Here is a 15,470-nt window from a genome sequence, read left to right as displayed (position 1 = left end):
TGGCAGACTGCCTACACTCGCCCGAGACGTAAGTTTGTCGATTATGGGAGCGGAGCCCGCACAGCGACCCCACCCCCGGCGAAGCGACCAGAAGAATGCACACAGGAGGCTCAGTGCCCAGCCATGCCAGCGCGCGGATCACAAAGGTACTCGTAGCTAACCGAGGCGAGATCGCCGTGCGCGTGATCCGGGCGGCCAAGGATGCCGGTATCGGCAGCGTCGCCGTCTACGCCGAGCCGGATGCCGATGCCCCGTTCGTCAAGCTCGCCGACGAGGCGTTCGCCCTGGGCGGGCAGACTTCGGCCGAGTCGTATCTCGTCTTCGACAAGATCCTCGACGCCGCCGCCAAGTCCGGCGCCGACGCCATCCACCCTGGCTACGGCTTCCTTTCCGAGAACGCCGACTTCGCCCAGGCCGTCATCGACGCCGGGCTGATCTGGATCGGCCCCTCTCCCCAGTCCATCCGCGACCTGGGCGACAAGGTCACCGCGCGGCACATCGCCGAGCGCGCGAAGGCGCCGATGGCCGCGGGCACCAAGGACCCGGTCAAGGACGCGAGCGAGGTCGTCGAATTCGCGAAGAAGTACGGCGTGCCGGTCGCCATCAAGGCGGCGTTCGGCGGCGGTGGCCGCGGCATGAAGGTCGCGCACACCATCGAGGAGATCCCGGAGCTGTACGACTCGGCCGTCCGTGAGGCGACCGCCGCCTTCGGTCGCGGCGAGTGCTTCGTCGAGCAGTACCTGGACAAGGCCCGCCACGTCGAGGCTCAGGTCATCGCCGACAAGCACGGCAACGTCATCGTCGCGGGCACCCGCGACTGCTCGCTGCAGCGGCGCTTCCAGAAGCTCGTCGAGGAGGCCCCTGCGCCGTTCCTGTCCGACGAGGTGCGCGCGAAGATCCACGCCTCGGCCAAGGCCATCTGCAAGGAAGCCGGCTACTACGGCGCGGGCACCGTCGAGTACCTGGTGCAGGGTGAGACGGTCTCCTTCCTCGAGGTGAACACCCGCCTGCAGGTCGAGCACCCCGTCACCGAGGAAACCGCGGGCCTCGATCTGGTGCGCCAGCAGTTCCGCATCGCCAACGGCGAGAAGCTGGAGATCACCGAGGACCCGACGCCGCGCGGCCACTCCTTCGAGTTCCGCATCAACGGCGAGGACGCGGGCCGCAACTTCCTGCCCGCCCCCGGCCCGGTCACCGTCTACAAAGAGCCCACCGGCCCCGGTGTCCGCGTGGACTCCGGCGTGGTCCAGGGCAGCGTGATCGGCGGGCAGTTCGACTCGATGCTGGCCAAGCTGATCGTCACCGGCGAGAACCGCACGCAGGCCCTGGAGCGGGCGCGGCGCGCGCTGGCCGAGTTCGAGGTCGACGGTCTGGCCACGGTCATCCCGTTTCACCGGGCCATCGTCGAGGACCCGGCGTTCATCGGCGACGGTGAGAAGTTCGAGGTCTACACCAAGTGGATCGAAACCGAGTGGGTCAACACCGTCGAGCCCTTCACCGGCGCGGGCGCCCCGGCCGACGAGGACGAGGAAGCGCCGCGGCAGAAGGTCGTCGTCGAGGTCGGCGGACGCCGGGTCGAGGTCTCGCTGCCGGGTAACTTCACCGTGGGAGCCGGAGCGGGCGGGGCAGCGGGCAACGGCGCGGGCGTGATCCGCAAGAAGCCCAAGCCGCGCAAGCGTGGCGGCGCGGGCGGCGGCGCGGCCTCCGGTGACGCGGTCACCGCTCCGATGCAGGGCACCGTCGTCAAGGTCGCCGTGGAAGAGGGCCAGTCGGTCGAGGCGGGCGATCTGATCGTGGTGCTCGAGGCCATGAAGATGGAGAACCCGGTCAACGCGCACAAGGCGGGTGTGGTCACCGGCCTGTCCGTCGAGGCGGGCGCGGCGATCACGCAGGGCACCGTTCTGGCGGAGATCAAGTAGTACCCGGCGCAGACCGGGAAACGGGCGGGCGCGGACCTGGAGGTTCGCGCCCGCTCCTTTGTTCACGCGGCGGTCCCTCCGTCGTCACGCCGCTGGACCGATACGCATACCGTGGTGTCGTATCGTGATCCGGTGACCAGCTCGACAAGTCTCTCTCCTGTCGCGGAAGTGATCCGCGCGCGTCGTGCCACGGGCGGCCGTGCCGACGGTCACCGCCTGGCGCTGGTGGTGGAGGGAGGCGGCAGCCGGGGCGTGTACTCGAGCGGCATGGTGTCCGCGCTGGAGGAACTCGGACTCGCCGGGATATTCGATGCCGTGTACGGCACGTCGGCGGGCGCGATCAACGGCGCATGGCTGTTGTGCGGGCGCGCGATCCCCGGCATGCGCTCGTGGACCGATCCCGCCATCATGCGCCGTGCCATCGACCCGGCTCGGCTGCTGCGCGGCCGCCCCGCGTTCGATCTGCGGTATCTCGTGCATCAGGTGTACGACGGCATAGAACCGATGGACTTCGAGGCGATCCTGGCCAACTCCACGACGTTCCACCCGATCGCCACCGATATCCGGACCGGGCAGGCGGTCGACCTGCATCCGCACATCACCGACAAGCGGACGCTCATGCGCGCGCTGCGCGCGTCGGCGGGCCTGCCCCTCCTGGCCGGACCTCCGGTCGCCCTGGGCGGTTCGGCCTTCTTCGACGGAGGTCTTTCCGAGACCGTGCCGATCCGCACGGCGGTCCGAGCGGGCGCCACCCTCGCCTTGGTCCTGCGTACCCGGCGCGTGGACGAACAGCGCCCGCCCGCGTCGCGCCTGCACCAGATCGTCGGCGGCGGTTATATGCGCGCGGTGGCCCCCGGCGCGTACCGGGCCTGGCTCGAACGCCCCCGCCAACAGGAGATCGAGGATCGGGCGCTCGCCGAACTCGGCGACTCGGTACTGCAAATCCACCCGCCCCTCGGCTCTCCCGACATCGACAGCGCCGCTCGCGACACCACGCTACTGGCCGCGGGCCTGCGAATCGGCCGCCAAGCCGTCCTCACCGCGCTGTCCGCCGTCCTCCCAGCCGCCTGACCGGGCTCGCCGCTTCCCATCCACAGGCGGGCACGCCGAGAGTATCGCGGACCCGCATACAGGTGGCCGAGATCGACACCGCGCTCGCCGCGCCGTGCAGCGGAGTCACCCCGGTCGCGAGGTGTTCGGGCGGAGAGCATCCGTTTCCGGATCGGCACGGGCATCGCCGCGCGAAGACGCTCAGTCGAGGGCGACTCGGACGCCGTTGGACAGAACGAAGTCGTGGAGTTCCAGATGGTCGGGAGTGACCGTCGGCGGGAGGTCGAAGACGAGTTGAGTGGTGGCGGATTGCCCGGGGCGCAGCTCGAAGGAGTAGCCGAGGCGCTGTTGGGTGTTCTGCCACATGGTGGCGGTGGCGTTGTGGTCGAACGGAGTGTTCTGCGTGTCCAGCAGGCGCTGGCCCAGCGGCAGGAACCACTTCGATTCGTCGGAGATATTGCGGACGGCCAGCGTGACGATCAGGAACGAACCGGCGGCCGTCTGCAATCCGATGCGTGACACGCGCGCGTCGACCTTCGTCACGACGAATTCGAATTTGCCGTCGCGAACGGGAGTGCCCACCGGCGCCACGGCAGCCGGATCGGTCATGGGGTCGTCCCGGGACGGTCCGGGTTGTTCCACCGCCACCGCCGCGGGCGGCAGAGTCGGCGCGGGCGCGCCGGAGTCGCCGGTTCTGGTTCCCGCCGCGATCAACGCGACGCAACCGGCCGCGAACGCGAACGGCGCGAGGAACATGACGATCAGCGCGCCGATCAGCTTCGACAGCAAGCTCCGCCGACGCCGGGGGATCGCGGCGCCCGGCCGCCGGGGAACCGACCGCCGACCCGGACGCGGGACCGCCGGGAAGACCTTGCGCGCCTGCGCACGGTACGGCGGCGCGATCGGGCCGGGCTTCGGGGACAACACACGCGCTTGCAGGGCGAGCAATCTGCCCTGCCAACCCGGCTGTCCGCCTCCAACGGCGTACGGCGCGTTTCGATACCCGCCTGCTGAGTATGGCTGTCCCGCAGCGGGGTGACCAGGGACGGCCGACGGACCGGCATATCCCCGCACCGGCGGACCCGATTGCGAAACGTCCTTGCCCGGGGCGGGAATCGGCCCAGGGGTGACCGTGGACCAGTCGAGCCTGGTCGCCACGAGCGTCGGCGTCGGGCCTGGCCGGGGCATGACTTCGGTCGGGGTAGGCGTGCGCCGCGGCGGTGCACTCGGCGCTTCCGAAAAACGCTCTGCCGCAGCTCCAGCTGACGGACGCGGCGAAACATTTTCTCGCCCAAGGGGACCGCCGTCGCCACCCGCCCCGGGGGCCGACGGCGGCACGGCTCGCGAGTCGGGAACGCCGATCGCCGATCGCGCGGCTGCGGCGAATTCCCCGGCGGTCGAGAATCTTTCGTCCGGCTCCTTGGCCAGACCGCGGGCGATGACGGCATCCAGAGCGGCGGGGACAGCGGCGCACACCGAACCGGCTCGCGGGGGCGTCGCCATCAGATGGGCGTGCATCTGCTGTGCGGGGTCGGTGTCGCCGTAGGGCCGGGAGCCGGTCAGGCACTCGTAGAGCACGCAGGCCAGCGAGTAGACGTCGGCGCGTCCGTCCACCTTCCCGGTGAACCGCTCCGGAGCCATGTACGCCAGGGTGCCGATCGCCATGCCCGTGGTGGTCACGGCGGTCTGGCCGAGCCCGTGCGCGATGCCGAAGTCGATCAAGTAGGTGAAGCCGCTGGGGTGCACGACGATGTTCGACGGTTTCACGTCGCGGTGCACCAGCCCGCGCCGGTGCGCCACATCGAGCGCCGCGGCGACGTGGCCGATGACGCCGACCGCGACGGCCGGTGGCAGCGCTCCCTCGGCCAGCAGTTTGCCCGCCAGATCCGTGCCCTCGACGAACTGCATGTCGATGTAGAGCCGGCCGTCGATCTCGCCGAACCGGTGGATCCGGGGTACGTGCGGATCGCGCAGTTGCGCCACCGCTTCGGCTTCACGCTCGAATCGCTTGCGACATCCCGCCGCGGCGGCCAGTTCGGCAGGCAAGAGCTTCAACGCCACCCGCCGCGCGGCCACCGTGTCGTAGGCGAGCCACACTTGCCCCATGCCGCCCTTGCCGAGCAGTCGCTCCAGCCGGTAGCCCCCGAATCGCACCTCCCCCATCGCGAACCTCCAGTCACCGTTGACATCTGGCCGATCCGGCCTCCCCGCGGCGCGGAACGAAAATCAGCAGGTCACCGCGCGAATGCCGTAAAAGTGGCCTTCTTCGGAGCGTAACCCCGCCCCGCGTCACACACCACTGTGGGCTCGACGACAGTCCGGCAACGGCCCGCCTACTTGCCCGGTTTGGGCTTGTCCCTGCCATGTCCCTGGTTCGTGTGATCCGGCTTGCCACGGTCGTGCTTGTCGCCGGAATCCTGCTGCCCGGATCCGTTCGAGTCGTCGGCGTTCCGCACGGCTACACCGACGGACGCGGGCGACGCGGGAAGCCAGCTGGGGCGGCCCGCCGACGGAGTACAGGTGAGCACCAGGCCGTCCACAACGACGCTGTGCACGTCGACCGCCGGATCGCACGGCTGGCCCGCGCCGGGCAGGACCACGATGGGCGCCGAGATCGGCGCAGGCGCGGCCGGGGCATGCGACGGCGGGTTCGACGGTGTCCCGTGGTCCTGGTTCGACGACGGCAGCGGCGTTGTCGCCGGTCCCGCCTCGGCCGCGTCCGGCCGTCCGAGCCACAACGACCCGGCGACCGCCGCGACGAGCGCCCCGAACGACGCCAGCGCCAGGCGCGGTCCGCGGGACGTACGCGCGCCGGGCGAGACGCCGGTCGCGGGCGAGACACCGGTCCGGGGGGAGACACCGGTCCGGGGGGAGACACCGGTCCGGGGCGAGCCGCCGGAGGCCGCCACCGCACGGATCGGCGGCAGCACGACGGTCGGCACCGCGGAGGCGAGCTCGACCGTGTTCGCGTCCCGGCCGGTCAGCGCCACGTGTGCGGCCGAAGCCAGTTCGCCCGCACTGGACCAGCGCTGGTCCGGGTCCTTCGCCATGCCGCGCGCGATCACCGCGTCCAGTGCGGGCGGGAGGGCCGGGTTCAGCGCCGATGCCGACGGCGGGGCTTGCATGAGGTGGGCGCGCAACAGGCGTGGCGGCTCGCCGTCGTCGAACGGCCGGTGTCCGGTCAGGCACTCGAACAGCACACAGGCCAGCGAGTACTGATCCGAACGTGGGCCCGCGGCCCGGTCGAACCGCTCCGGCGCCATGTAGGCCAGCGTGCCCACCACGTTGCCGGTGGCGGTGAGCGCGGGCTGGTCGCTGCGGTGCGCGGTGCCGAAGTCGATCAGATAGACCGTGCCGCCGGGCGTCACCATGATGTTCGACGGCTTCACGTCGCGGTGCACCAGGCCGGCACGGTGCGCGATGTCGAGCGCGGCGGCCGTCTGCGCGACGATCTCGATCGCCCGCTCTGGGTCCAGCCGCCCCGAACGCCGCAGCAGCGCGGCCACGTCGCAGCCCTCGATGAACTCCATATCGATGTACAGGCGGCCGTCGAGCTCGCCGAACGAATGGATCGGCACCAGGTGCGGCCCGCGCACCTGGGTGGCGAGCCGAGCCTCCCTGGTGAACCGCTGCCGGAATTTCGGGTCCGCCGCGTACGCGGTGGGCAGCAGCTTCAACGCGACCACACGGTCGGTCGTGGTGTCGTGCGCGAGCCAGACCTCGCCCATGCCGCCGGTGCCCAGCAACCGATCGAGGCGGTAATGGCCGAAGCATAGCTCGCCCATATCGATAGAACCTCCCGCTAGCCTCTTCCTCATGATCGAGCTACCCCAAATTCGGTTCGTTACCGCGAAACGCGCAAAAGCGACGTGGCGGCCATCCGATCATGTCGCAGCGAGGCCGTTCGGCGTCGCGGAATTCGGCGGAGTGCCCGCCGGCGACACGCGCGGCGGAACGGCCGAACGCTGATGGAGCCGATCGAAATCAACGCGGGCGCCTGGTATCTGCGCGCCCTGCGCGCCGACGACCGCATCGACGACCGCCCCGCGCTGGCCGCGGGCGGCATCACCGAACCGGACTACGTGGCCCGGCGCGGCGCGGGCTGGGCGGAGGAAACGCACTTCTCCTGGGCGGTCTGCGAACCGACCACAGCCGAGCTGGTCGCCGAAATCGGGGTGACGCCCGAGGCCGACGGCACCGCGAAGGTGAGCGGATGGGCGCGCCCCGGCTACGAGGCCGCTCTGGACGCCGGGCTGACGTCCGTTCAGCGCTTCGTCGAAGGCGGTCTGGGGTTGCGTCCGGTCAGGTCCTGACCGCTGCGCCGGCCGGGCCGGGTCAGCGCATGACGCCGGTGTGGCCCGTGGAATAGCGGCCCGGCTGCGGCCAGATCGTGAGTCCGTGTGGCCCTTTCCCGACCGGGATGCGAGCCAGCAGATTCCAGTTGACGATGTCGATGGCGTACACCTCGTCGTGGTGCCGGCCGGACGCCCAGAAGACGCGACCGTCCGCGGAGATGTTGCCCATGTCGGGACTGCCGCCGCCGGGCACGAACCATGTGCGCACCAGCCCGTTCGCCGCGAAGTCCCACACCGAGACGCTGCCTTCGTGCCGGTTGGTGATGAGCATCTGCGCGGAATCGCGGGTGATGTAGAGGCCGTGGGCGCCCTTGCCGGTCGACACGAATCCGGTGTTCTCGAAAGTGTGCGCGTCGAACAGGTAGATGCCGTCGGCGGTCATGTCGGCGACGAAGAAAGTGTGGCCGTCCGGGGACAGCTTCACGTCCTGCGGCATGCCCGAGCGACCGCCGGGCAGATCGACCAGCTTGACGACTTTGCGCTCGGCCACGTCGAAAACCAGCATGCGGCCGTTGAATTCGCACGAGACCAGGGCGAAACGGCCGTCGGCGGTGAAGTCCATGTGGTCGATTCCGGCGCAGTCGGGCACCGCCATGGCGTGCGTCTTCTGCCAGGTTCGCGGATCGTAGAAATCCAGCGACTTGTCCGCCTCCGCGACCACGAGCGCGTACCGGCCGTCCGGCGTGTAGTACATGTTGTAGGGATCGCGCACGGGAAACGGTTCGCCCGGCTTGCCCGTCCTCGGGTCGATCGGCAACAGGCTGCCCGCGCCGATCGGCAGATCGTTGGTGACGTAGAGCGTCTGCAGGTCGTACGACGGCACGACGTGTTGTGGTTCCGAGCCGCCCGCCGCATAGGTGTCGATCACTCGAAAGGTCTCGGGATCGATCACCGAGACCGTGTTCGACTTGCTGTTGGGCACGTAGACGAGCGGGCGGTGGCCGGCCACGGTGGGACTGAGCTCTCGGTTGGCCACGTACACGTCGGTCGCTGAGAGCGGCGGCGGCATCCCGGGCAACGGATCGGTCATGTGCGGTGGGAGCGCGCCTGTAGTGGGGGCGGCCGCGGCGACCGGGGTCGCGACGGTGGTCTGGGCGGTCCGGCTCTGCTCGGCGCCCACCGTGCCCGCGTCACTGGCCGCGCAACCGGCCGGCGCCGACAGCAGCAGCATGGAGACGACGAGGTGGGGCGCGCAACGCCGGAACATCCGCTGTCGGATCACCTGCTGCACCTTGTCGGAGCGTGGTGAAGACGAGATGACATGGGTGCGAAGCCTAGGAGCCGAATCCGGAATTCCGGCGCACCCGCGCCGGGGTGCACCGGAATGTCCGGATCGAACCTCCGTGCGTTATTCGAGGCTGGTCAGCACCCGATCCAGCGCGTCGACGGCCTCGTCCAGTTCGGGGCCGGTGACCGTCAGCGGAGGACGGAACCGGATGCCCCGCTCGCCGGTGCCGAGAATCAGCACGTGCTCGCGCTCACGCAGCGCGGTGAGCACCTCGTCGCGCAGCCGGGAGGACGACAGGGTGATCGCGCACATCAGGCCGCGCCCGCGCGACTCGCTGACATCGGCGTGCCGGGCGGCGAGCGCGCCCAGCCGTTCGAGCAGGTGCGCCCCCAACGGCCGGGAGCGTTCGATCAGCGCGTCCTGCTCCAGCACCTCCAGGGTGCGCCTGCTGCGCACCATGTCGGCCAGGTTGCCGCCCCAGGTCGAGTTGAGCCGGGAGCTGACCGCGAAGACGTTGTCGGGCACCTCGTCCACCCGCCCACCCGCCATGACGCCGCACACCTGGGTCCGCTTACCGAACGCGACGACGTCCGGCGCCAAGCCGAGTTGCTGATAGGCCCAGGCCGTTCCGGTCATGCCTACGCCGGTCTGCACCTCGTCCAGCACGAACAGCGCGTCGTTCTCGTGACACAACTGTTGCACGGCCTGCAGGAACTGCGGACGCAGATGCCGGTCGCCGCCCTCGCCCTGGATCGGCTCGGCGATGAAACACGCGATGTCGTGCGGGCTTTCCTCGAATGCCCGCCGCACCTGGGTCAGCGCGCAGGCCTCCGCCTCCTCGACGTCGAACGCGTCGGTGAGATAAGGCGACTTGACGCGCGGCCAGTCGAATTTCGGGAAACGCGCGGTCTTCACCGGATCGGTATTGGTGAGCGACATGGTGTAACCGGTACGGCCGTGGAACGCGCCGGTCAGGTGCAGCACTTTGGCGCCGAGTTCCGGTGCGCGGCCGTGTGCCTCGTTGTGCCTGCTCTTCCAGTCGAACGCGATCTTGAGGGCATTCTCCACCGCGAGTCCGCCGCCATCGATGAAGAACAGATGTGGTAGCCGCGGATCGCCGAGCACCCGCACGAACGTCTCGACGAAGCGGGCCATCTCGACGGTGTACACATCGGAGTTGCTCGGCTTGTTCACCGCCGCGGTGAGCAGCTCGGCCCGGAACTGGGCGTCCTCGGTCAGGCCGGGGTGGTTCATGCCCAGCGCGTTGGACGCGAAGAAGCCGAACATGTCCAGGTAGGGGCTGCCGTCGCGTTCGTCGACGAGGCGGCAGCCACGGGAACGGGTGAGGTCGAGGACGAAGTCGAAGCCGTCGGCCAGGATGCTCGCCGACAAGATCTCGTGCACCCGGGCGGCGGGGGTGACCGCCGGGCGGGTGCGTTCCAGTTCGATGGTCACGCCCTGAGGGTACGTAAAAATTTACGGAACCTCTACAACATGGCGGATTAATTACACCGAATCGTCACTTGTCATAGAATGTCTGAAGGATGATGGTGCTCCTGGTGCGCACATTGGCGGTGGCTCTGATCTCTTGGAGCAACTGCTCGAGGTGCCGCGGGGACGCCACGCGCACCAGCAGGATGTAGCTCTCCTCACCGGCCACCGAGTGGCAGGCCTCGATGCCGGGGATGTGCTGCAACACCGCCGGCGCGTCATCGGGTTGCGACGGGTCGAGAGGAGTGATCGCGACGAATGCCGACAGCAGCTGGCCGAGGGCTTCCGGATCGACGTGCGCGGTGTACCCGCGGATCACACCGCGCGCCTCTAATCGGCGGACCCGTGACTGCACCGCGGACACCGACAGACTCGCCTTTTCGGCCAGATTCGACAGAGTGGCCCGTCCATCGGCCATCAGTTCACGAATCAGCAGGCGATCGATGTCATCGAGTACGGGTCTTGCCGGTGTATCCGCCATCAGCGAAGGCTAACTCAGGCAGCCCGCCTCGTGTCCGGAACCTGACCTCCACCCTCCCGCTATGTGGGACAGACACGCCGCGACGCGGCCGAAAGGTATGGCGGAACAACAGATGACCGATGTACTCGACGACCAGGCCACCCAGCGACTCGCCGCCCGCGCGGAGGCGATGCTGCGCCAATTGGGCGCGCCGCCACCGGAACCCGGCGATCTGCCCGCACGCACTCCGATCACCGGAGGGCAGCTGACCACCGTGCGATCCAGCTCGCTCGACGAGGTCGACGCCGCGATCGGCCGGGCCGCTACCGCCTTCCGCGCCTGGCGCGGTGTTCCGGCGCCCGTCCGGGCCGGGGTCGTGCGCAGCCTCGGTCGGCTGCTCACCGCGCACAAGAGCGACCTGGCCGAGCTCGTCACGCTCGAGGCGGGCAAGATCCCCGCCGAGGCCGCGGGTGAGGTGCAGGAGATGATCGACGTCTGCGAATTCGCCGTCGGCCTGTCCCGGCAGCTGTACGGCCACACCATGCCCTCGGAGCGTCCTGGCCACCGGTTGATGGAAACCTGGCATCCGCTCGGCGTGGTCGGGGTGATCTCGGCGTTCAACTTCCCGGTCGCGGTCTGGGCATGGAATACGGCGATCGCGCTGGTCTGCGGCGACACCGTGGTGTGGAAGCCGTCGGAGACGACGCCGCTGACCGCGCTGGCCTGTCACGCGCTGCTGCGGCGGGCGGCCCGCGAAGTGGACGCGGACCCCGAGATCCATCAATTGATCCAGGGTGCGAGCGCCGTCGGCTCCCGCCTGGTCGACGACGCGCGTGTAGCGCTGGTGAGCGCGACCGGCTCGGTGCGGATGGGTCGGCTGGTGGCGCCACGGGTGGCCGAGCGGCTCGGGCGCTGCCTGCTGGAACTGGGCGGCAACAACGGCGCGATCGTCACCGCGTCCGCCGACCTCGACCTCGCGGCGCGAGCCATCGTGTTCGCGGCGGCGGGCACGGCCGGGCAGCGCTGCACGACACTGCGCAGGCTGATCGTGCACCGAAGCGTGGCGGGCCCGCTGCTGGACCGACTCGAACGGGCGTACCGGCAACTGTCCGTCGGCGATCCGTTCGACGACGGGGTGCTGGTCGGGCCGCTGATCGACGGCAAGGCATACACCGGAATGCGCGCGGCGCTCGACAAGGCCGTGACCGACGGTGGCGAACTGGTCTGCGGCGGCGAGCGAGTCGACGGGTTCGGTGACGACGCCTACTACGTGCGGCCCGCCATCGTGCGCATGCCCGCCCAGACCGCGGTGGTGCGGGAGGAGACCTTCGCGCCGATCCTCTACGTGCTCACCTATGACGACTTCGATCGCGCGATCGCCCTGCACAACGAAGTGCCGCAGGGCCTTTCGTCCGCCGTCTTCACCACCGACCAGCGCGAGGCCGAACGCTTCCTCGCCGCCGACGGATCCGACTGCGGGATCGCCAATGTCAACATCGGTACCTCGGGCGCCGAGATCGGCGGCGCTTTCGGCGGCGAGAAGCAGACCGGCGGCGGCCGCGAATCCGGCTCGGACTCCTGGAAGTCGTACATGCGCCGAGCCACCAACACCGTGAACTACTCCACCGAACTCCCCCTCGCCCAAGGCATCGAGTTCGGCTGAGCGACCCACAACATGCCTTCCTACCAGCACGATTGGGTAGTTCGACGCCACCCTGTGTAGTGTTGGCAAAGCCGACGCGGGGTGGAGCAGCTCGGTAGCTCGCTGGGCTCATAACCCAGAGGTCGCAGGTTCAAATCCTGTCCCCGCTACTGCGGAACGGTCCGGAGCACACGCTCCGGGCCGTTTCTTTTTTGCCGGATCGAGTCACGACCACGGGCCACGCACAGCGGGGCGTCCGGGCGCTACACCTCATCGAACGCCGTGGCTTCCGGATCCGGCGAGGTCGCCAGCGATTCACGGAGAGCCCGCGGTCCAGCGAGGTGGTCGGCGAGGATCCGACGCTGCGCGCATCGCGTAGACCCCTGTTGCTGCTGTCGGTACCCCCGACAGTCGACGTACAAATTCCATGACTGCTGATGTCGCTTACTGCGACGTGCCCAATCCTTCGATACAGTTCGACGCTCGTCTGTTCCGTAGCTCACATCCGCATCTCCAGCAGAATAAATCTGCCGCCGATCGCCGTGGCGAATCGGTGGTTAAAAGATGGTTACGGCACCGTCCTCGATTGGTGACGTCCCAGTTGTCGTGTCACGATACTTTCGAGTCACCTGGACAAATCATCCCGAAGTGTTTCCCGCAGGCAACCCCCGGTTCCCATCACCGCACCCAGCTTGTCTCCTTCGGCGTGTTCGTAATGATTCGATCGCCACTGTCGGCCATCTCTGCGTGCAACGACAACAATCTGTGAGGAAAGTTCCGCGTGAGTGATTTCTGGAATGTGAGCTCGTCTTTGGCGTGTCTCAGCGTCGGCATTTCATTGTTCGGTGTCATCGCGTACCTGGCGGGGATACTCGAAGGGGACACCCGGCCGCGCATCGCGTCGTGGGCGGCCTGGTGCACCGCGAACACTGTGTTCGCGGTGGTGGCGTACCTCGAGGGCGGCTATCTCGCCGCGGCCATCAACGCCGCGGCGGCGGCGATGAACGCGGCGGTCATCGCCGTCGGCATCACCCGCGGGTCCGGCCTGCGACCGGAAGACAATATCGATTGGGCCTGTCTGGTCTCCTCGATCGCATGCGTGCTGGTGACGGTCGGCGTACAGGAAAAGGCATTCGGCGCGCTCTTCGCGATATGCGCCAATCTCATCGCCACCATTCCTACGCTCCGGCATGTGTGGTCCAAACCGCACGAGGAAACCTGGCAAACGTTCGCCGCGAACACACTCGCGAACGGCCTCGGCCTGCTCGGCGTGCTCCTGGTGAGCGGGTTCGAATTCGTTTCGATCGCCGGTCCGATGATTTCCACGGCGGGCAATGCCGGTTTGGTCGCTCTTACCGTCGGTCGTGCTCGATTCGCCGCTGCCGCGGTCGTCCCGGTGAAAGTCGGCTGATCTCGCGTGCGATCGGTCACTTCCAATATCGGCGACTGCTTCGCCGACCCGGGCGAACTCACCCAGGGGCAAGCCCGGCGCGCTCTCGAAATCCACGTCATCTGTTCCTCGCGCTGCCTCGTCCTGCGGCGGGCCAAGCGAGTGCTGGGAGTAGATGACCCGACCGACGCGCCGCCAGGTGGTCGTTGACCGCCGACCGGCAGGTTGCGCCCGACGCCCGCCTTCCGGCGGACGCGTCGGGGGCAGCCGCGCAGGTACGCGAGCGCGGCGTCCCCTGCCGCTATCCTTCGATCTCAGCGACCCGATGACCAGCTGATTCGTTCCGGGCAAGAGTTCTGACGACGCCGCTCCGGCCGCGACGCCGAACGCTTGCCACGAAGGCGAAGGAGAGCGCTGTGCGGCGCAGGGCGATGCTCGAGGGGTGTGTGGCGGCGGTTGCCGCACCGATGTTCGCCGCCTGCGGCCTGCTGAAAAGCGACGCGCAACCGGCGGACGAGCTGGCTTTCGACCCGGACGAATTCACGGTGCGGAAGAAGACCGTCGCCACCTTCGAGCGGGACAAGAACGTGACCTACCGGTTCTACGACAGCGTTGTCTACGTGGCGAAACCGGTGAACAAGACGTATCAGAGCTTGAACATCAGCGTTCCCGTCGAGATCGACGGGAACACCGTCGACGCGAGCAAGGCTCCGATTCTCTTGAGCAACTCCATCGGCGGCTATCTGTCGTCGGCGGCCGAGGGCGGCAAGCCGGACGACGGCGGTGATCGGGACAGGAACCGCGAGCTCGCCCTCGCGGCGGGTTATGTCGTCGTCGAGCCCGGTGCGCGCGGGCGCGACCTGGTCGCCCCGGACGGCACGTACTACGGCGTGGCGCCCGCCGCCATCGTGGATCTCAAGGCCGCGGTCCGATACCTGCGGCACAACTCCGGCCGGGTTCCGGGAAACACCGACCGGATCGTCGCCACCGGGGTCAGCGCGGGCGGCGCGCTGTCCGCCCTGCTGGCTGCCTCCGCCGACAACCGGATGTACGACCGGTATCTCGCCGAACTCGGCGCGGCGGACGCGAGCGACGCCGTTTTCGCCGCCGCCCCTTACTGTCCCGTGACCGATCTCGACCACGCGGACATGGCCTACGAGTGGAATTGGGGCGCCAACCCGCTGCGCTCCGGCGAACTCGACGCGACGGCCTCGCGCGAACTGAGCACCGCGTTCGTGGACTATCAAGCATCGTTGGAATTGCAAGGGACGGACGGATTCGGGCCGATCACGGCCGACAACTACGGCAACTACCTCGTGCGGACCTACCTCGAACCGGCGGCGACCAGGTATTTGACCGCCTTGCAGGACTCCGAGCGTTCGAGCTACCTGGCGGCCAACACGTGGATCACCTGGTCGGGTGACCGGGCGGAGTTCACCTGGCCGAATTTCCTCGCGCACGTGGGCGAGCGGAAGAAGGGCGTGCCCGCGTTCGACGCCTTCGACTTGTCCTCTCCGGAGAACAACCTGTTCGGTGCCGGCACCGTCAAGGTCAGGCACTTCACCCTGTTCAGCCTGCGGCGAGCGACGGGCGACCCGGGCGCGCAACTCGACAGCGACCTGCCCGAGAAGATCAGCATGATGAACCCCATGTTCTTTCTCCGGCAGCGCAATCCCGCCCGGGCGAAGCACTGGTGGATTCGCGTCGGCACCAAGGACACCGATGCGTCGCTGACCATCGTGGGCAATCTCGCCGCGAGCCTGGCGAATCTGGGCGACCAGGTCGACGCCGCGATGTATTGGGACGCGGGGCACGGCAGCAACGAGGACGCCGCGGATTTCGTCGCGTGGATCGGCAAGGTGACGGGCTACACCGGATGACGAGAGGCCGGCCGGGCCGTCGACCTCGGCGGCCGGCCGACCACCGATGTAGCCG

At 68.7% G+C, this 15,470-nt stretch carries 12 protein-coding genes and 1 tRNA gene; 8 read left to right on the top strand and 5 right to left on the bottom strand.

Annotated elements, in window-relative coordinates; all coding sequences use genetic code 11:
* The first annotated feature begins 113 nt into the window (after positions 1-113).
* Both ACWEH3_RS20050 and ACWEH3_RS20045 read left to right on the top strand, forming a co-directional pair.
* The gene (locus ACWEH3_RS20050; RefSeq protein WP_450016458.1) at positions 114-1,919 is read left to right on the top strand and encodes an acetyl/propionyl/methylcrotonyl-CoA carboxylase subunit alpha; all 1,806 of its coding nucleotides are present in this window, start codon (positions 114-116) and stop codon (positions 1,917-1,919) included.
* A 132-nt stretch (positions 1,920-2,051) separates the two neighbouring features.
* Complete coding sequence (locus ACWEH3_RS20045) at positions 2,052-2,990, top strand: patatin-like phospholipase family protein (protein ID WP_450016460.1); 939 nt, start codon at positions 2,052-2,054, stop codon at positions 2,988-2,990.
* Between the two features lie 180 nt (positions 2,991-3,170).
* Here ACWEH3_RS20045 and ACWEH3_RS20040 read toward each other — a convergent pair whose 3' ends face one another.
* A complete protein-coding gene (locus tag ACWEH3_RS20040; protein ID WP_450016462.1) occupies positions 3,171-5,132 on the bottom strand; it encodes a protein kinase domain-containing protein in 1,962 nt (653 codons plus the stop codon).
* 170 nt (positions 5,133-5,302) lie between these two features.
* Positions 5,303-6,754: a protein kinase domain-containing protein gene (locus tag ACWEH3_RS20035; RefSeq protein WP_452358366.1), complete on the bottom strand. Its 1,452-nt coding sequence runs from the start codon at positions 6,752-6,754 to the stop codon at positions 5,303-5,305.
* A gap of 31 nt (positions 6,755-6,785) precedes the next feature.
* On the opposite strand from ACWEH3_RS20035, the gene ACWEH3_RS20030 reads away from it, so the two are divergent.
* The gene (locus ACWEH3_RS20030; protein ID WP_450016466.1) at positions 6,786-6,938 is read left to right on the top strand and encodes a hypothetical protein; all 153 of its coding nucleotides are present in this window, start codon (positions 6,786-6,788) and stop codon (positions 6,936-6,938) included.
* A complete protein-coding gene (locus ACWEH3_RS20025; protein ID WP_355073528.1) occupies positions 6,938-7,282 on the top strand; it encodes a hypothetical protein in 345 nt (114 codons plus the stop codon). The genes ACWEH3_RS20030 and ACWEH3_RS20025 overlap by 1 nt, the downstream gene beginning before the upstream one ends.
* Positions 7,283-7,304: 22 nt before the next feature.
* On the opposite strand, the gene ACWEH3_RS20020 is transcribed toward ACWEH3_RS20025, so the two are convergent.
* The 3 genes from ACWEH3_RS20020 to ACWEH3_RS20010 form a co-directional block, all read right to left on the bottom strand.
* Positions 7,305-8,546, bottom strand: a complete 1,242-nt coding sequence (locus ACWEH3_RS20020) for a YVTN family beta-propeller repeat protein (RefSeq protein WP_450016468.1) — start codon at positions 8,544-8,546, stop codon at positions 7,305-7,307.
* Positions 8,547-8,672: 126 nt separating this feature from the next.
* Entirely contained in the window at positions 8,673-10,007 is a 1,335-nt protein-coding gene (gene lat / locus ACWEH3_RS20015) for an L-lysine 6-transaminase (RefSeq protein ID WP_450016470.1), read from the bottom strand.
* 64 nt (positions 10,008-10,071) lie between these two features.
* On the bottom strand, positions 10,072-10,524 hold the full coding sequence (locus ACWEH3_RS20010) for an Lrp/AsnC family transcriptional regulator (RefSeq protein ID WP_355073522.1): 453 nt from the start codon (positions 10,522-10,524) through the stop codon (positions 10,072-10,074).
* A gap of 112 nt (positions 10,525-10,636) precedes the next feature.
* Here ACWEH3_RS20010 and amaB point away from each other — a divergent pair, with 112 nt between their 5' ends.
* From amaB to ACWEH3_RS19990, 4 genes are all read left to right on the top strand, one after another.
* Positions 10,637-12,166 carry an L-piperidine-6-carboxylate dehydrogenase gene (gene amaB, locus ACWEH3_RS20005; RefSeq protein WP_450016473.1) on the top strand — a complete coding sequence of 510 codons (1,530 nt, stop codon included), beginning with the start codon at positions 10,637-10,639 and terminating at the stop codon, positions 12,164-12,166.
* Between the two features lie 75 nt (positions 12,167-12,241).
* A tRNA-Met gene (locus ACWEH3_RS20000) sits at positions 12,242-12,315 on the top strand.
* Positions 12,316-12,926: 611 nt separating this feature from the next.
* Positions 12,927-13,556, top strand: a complete 630-nt coding sequence (locus ACWEH3_RS19995) for a hypothetical protein (protein WP_450016475.1) — start codon at positions 12,927-12,929, stop codon at positions 13,554-13,556.
* 395 nt (positions 13,557-13,951) lie between these two features.
* Complete coding sequence (locus tag ACWEH3_RS19990) at positions 13,952-15,415, top strand: subtype B tannase (RefSeq protein WP_450016477.1); 1,464 nt, start codon at positions 13,952-13,954, stop codon at positions 15,413-15,415.
* Positions 15,416-15,470 lie beyond the last annotated feature (55 nt).

It is taken from the genome of Nocardia sp. NPDC004718, assembly GCF_053601535.1.
The sequence above is the reverse complement of the archived record's forward strand: the minus strand, read 5'-3'. Positions and strand labels throughout refer to the sequence as shown.

Excerpts from the sequence above, each read along its gene's own strand:
- ACWEH3_RS20040 (WP_450016462.1), bottom strand. The coding sequence starts at position 5,132 with ATGGGGGAGGTGCGATTCGGGGGCTACCGGCTGGAGCGACTGCTCGGC.
- ACWEH3_RS20030 (WP_450016466.1), top strand. The coding sequence starts at position 6,786 with ATGATCGAGCTACCCCAAATTCGGTTCGTTACCGCGAAACGCGCAAAA.
- amaB (WP_450016473.1), top strand. The coding sequence starts at position 10,637 with ATGACCGATGTACTCGACGACCAGGCCACCCAGCGACTCGCCGCCCGC.
- ACWEH3_RS20035 (WP_452358366.1), bottom strand. The coding sequence starts at position 6,754 with ATGGGCGAGCTATGCTTCGGCCATTACCGCCTCGATCGGTTGCTGGGC.
- ACWEH3_RS20010 (WP_355073522.1), bottom strand. The coding sequence starts at position 10,524 with ATGGCGGATACACCGGCAAGACCCGTACTCGATGACATCGATCGCCTG.
- ACWEH3_RS20025 (WP_355073528.1), top strand. The coding sequence starts at position 6,938 with ATGGAGCCGATCGAAATCAACGCGGGCGCCTGGTATCTGCGCGCCCTG.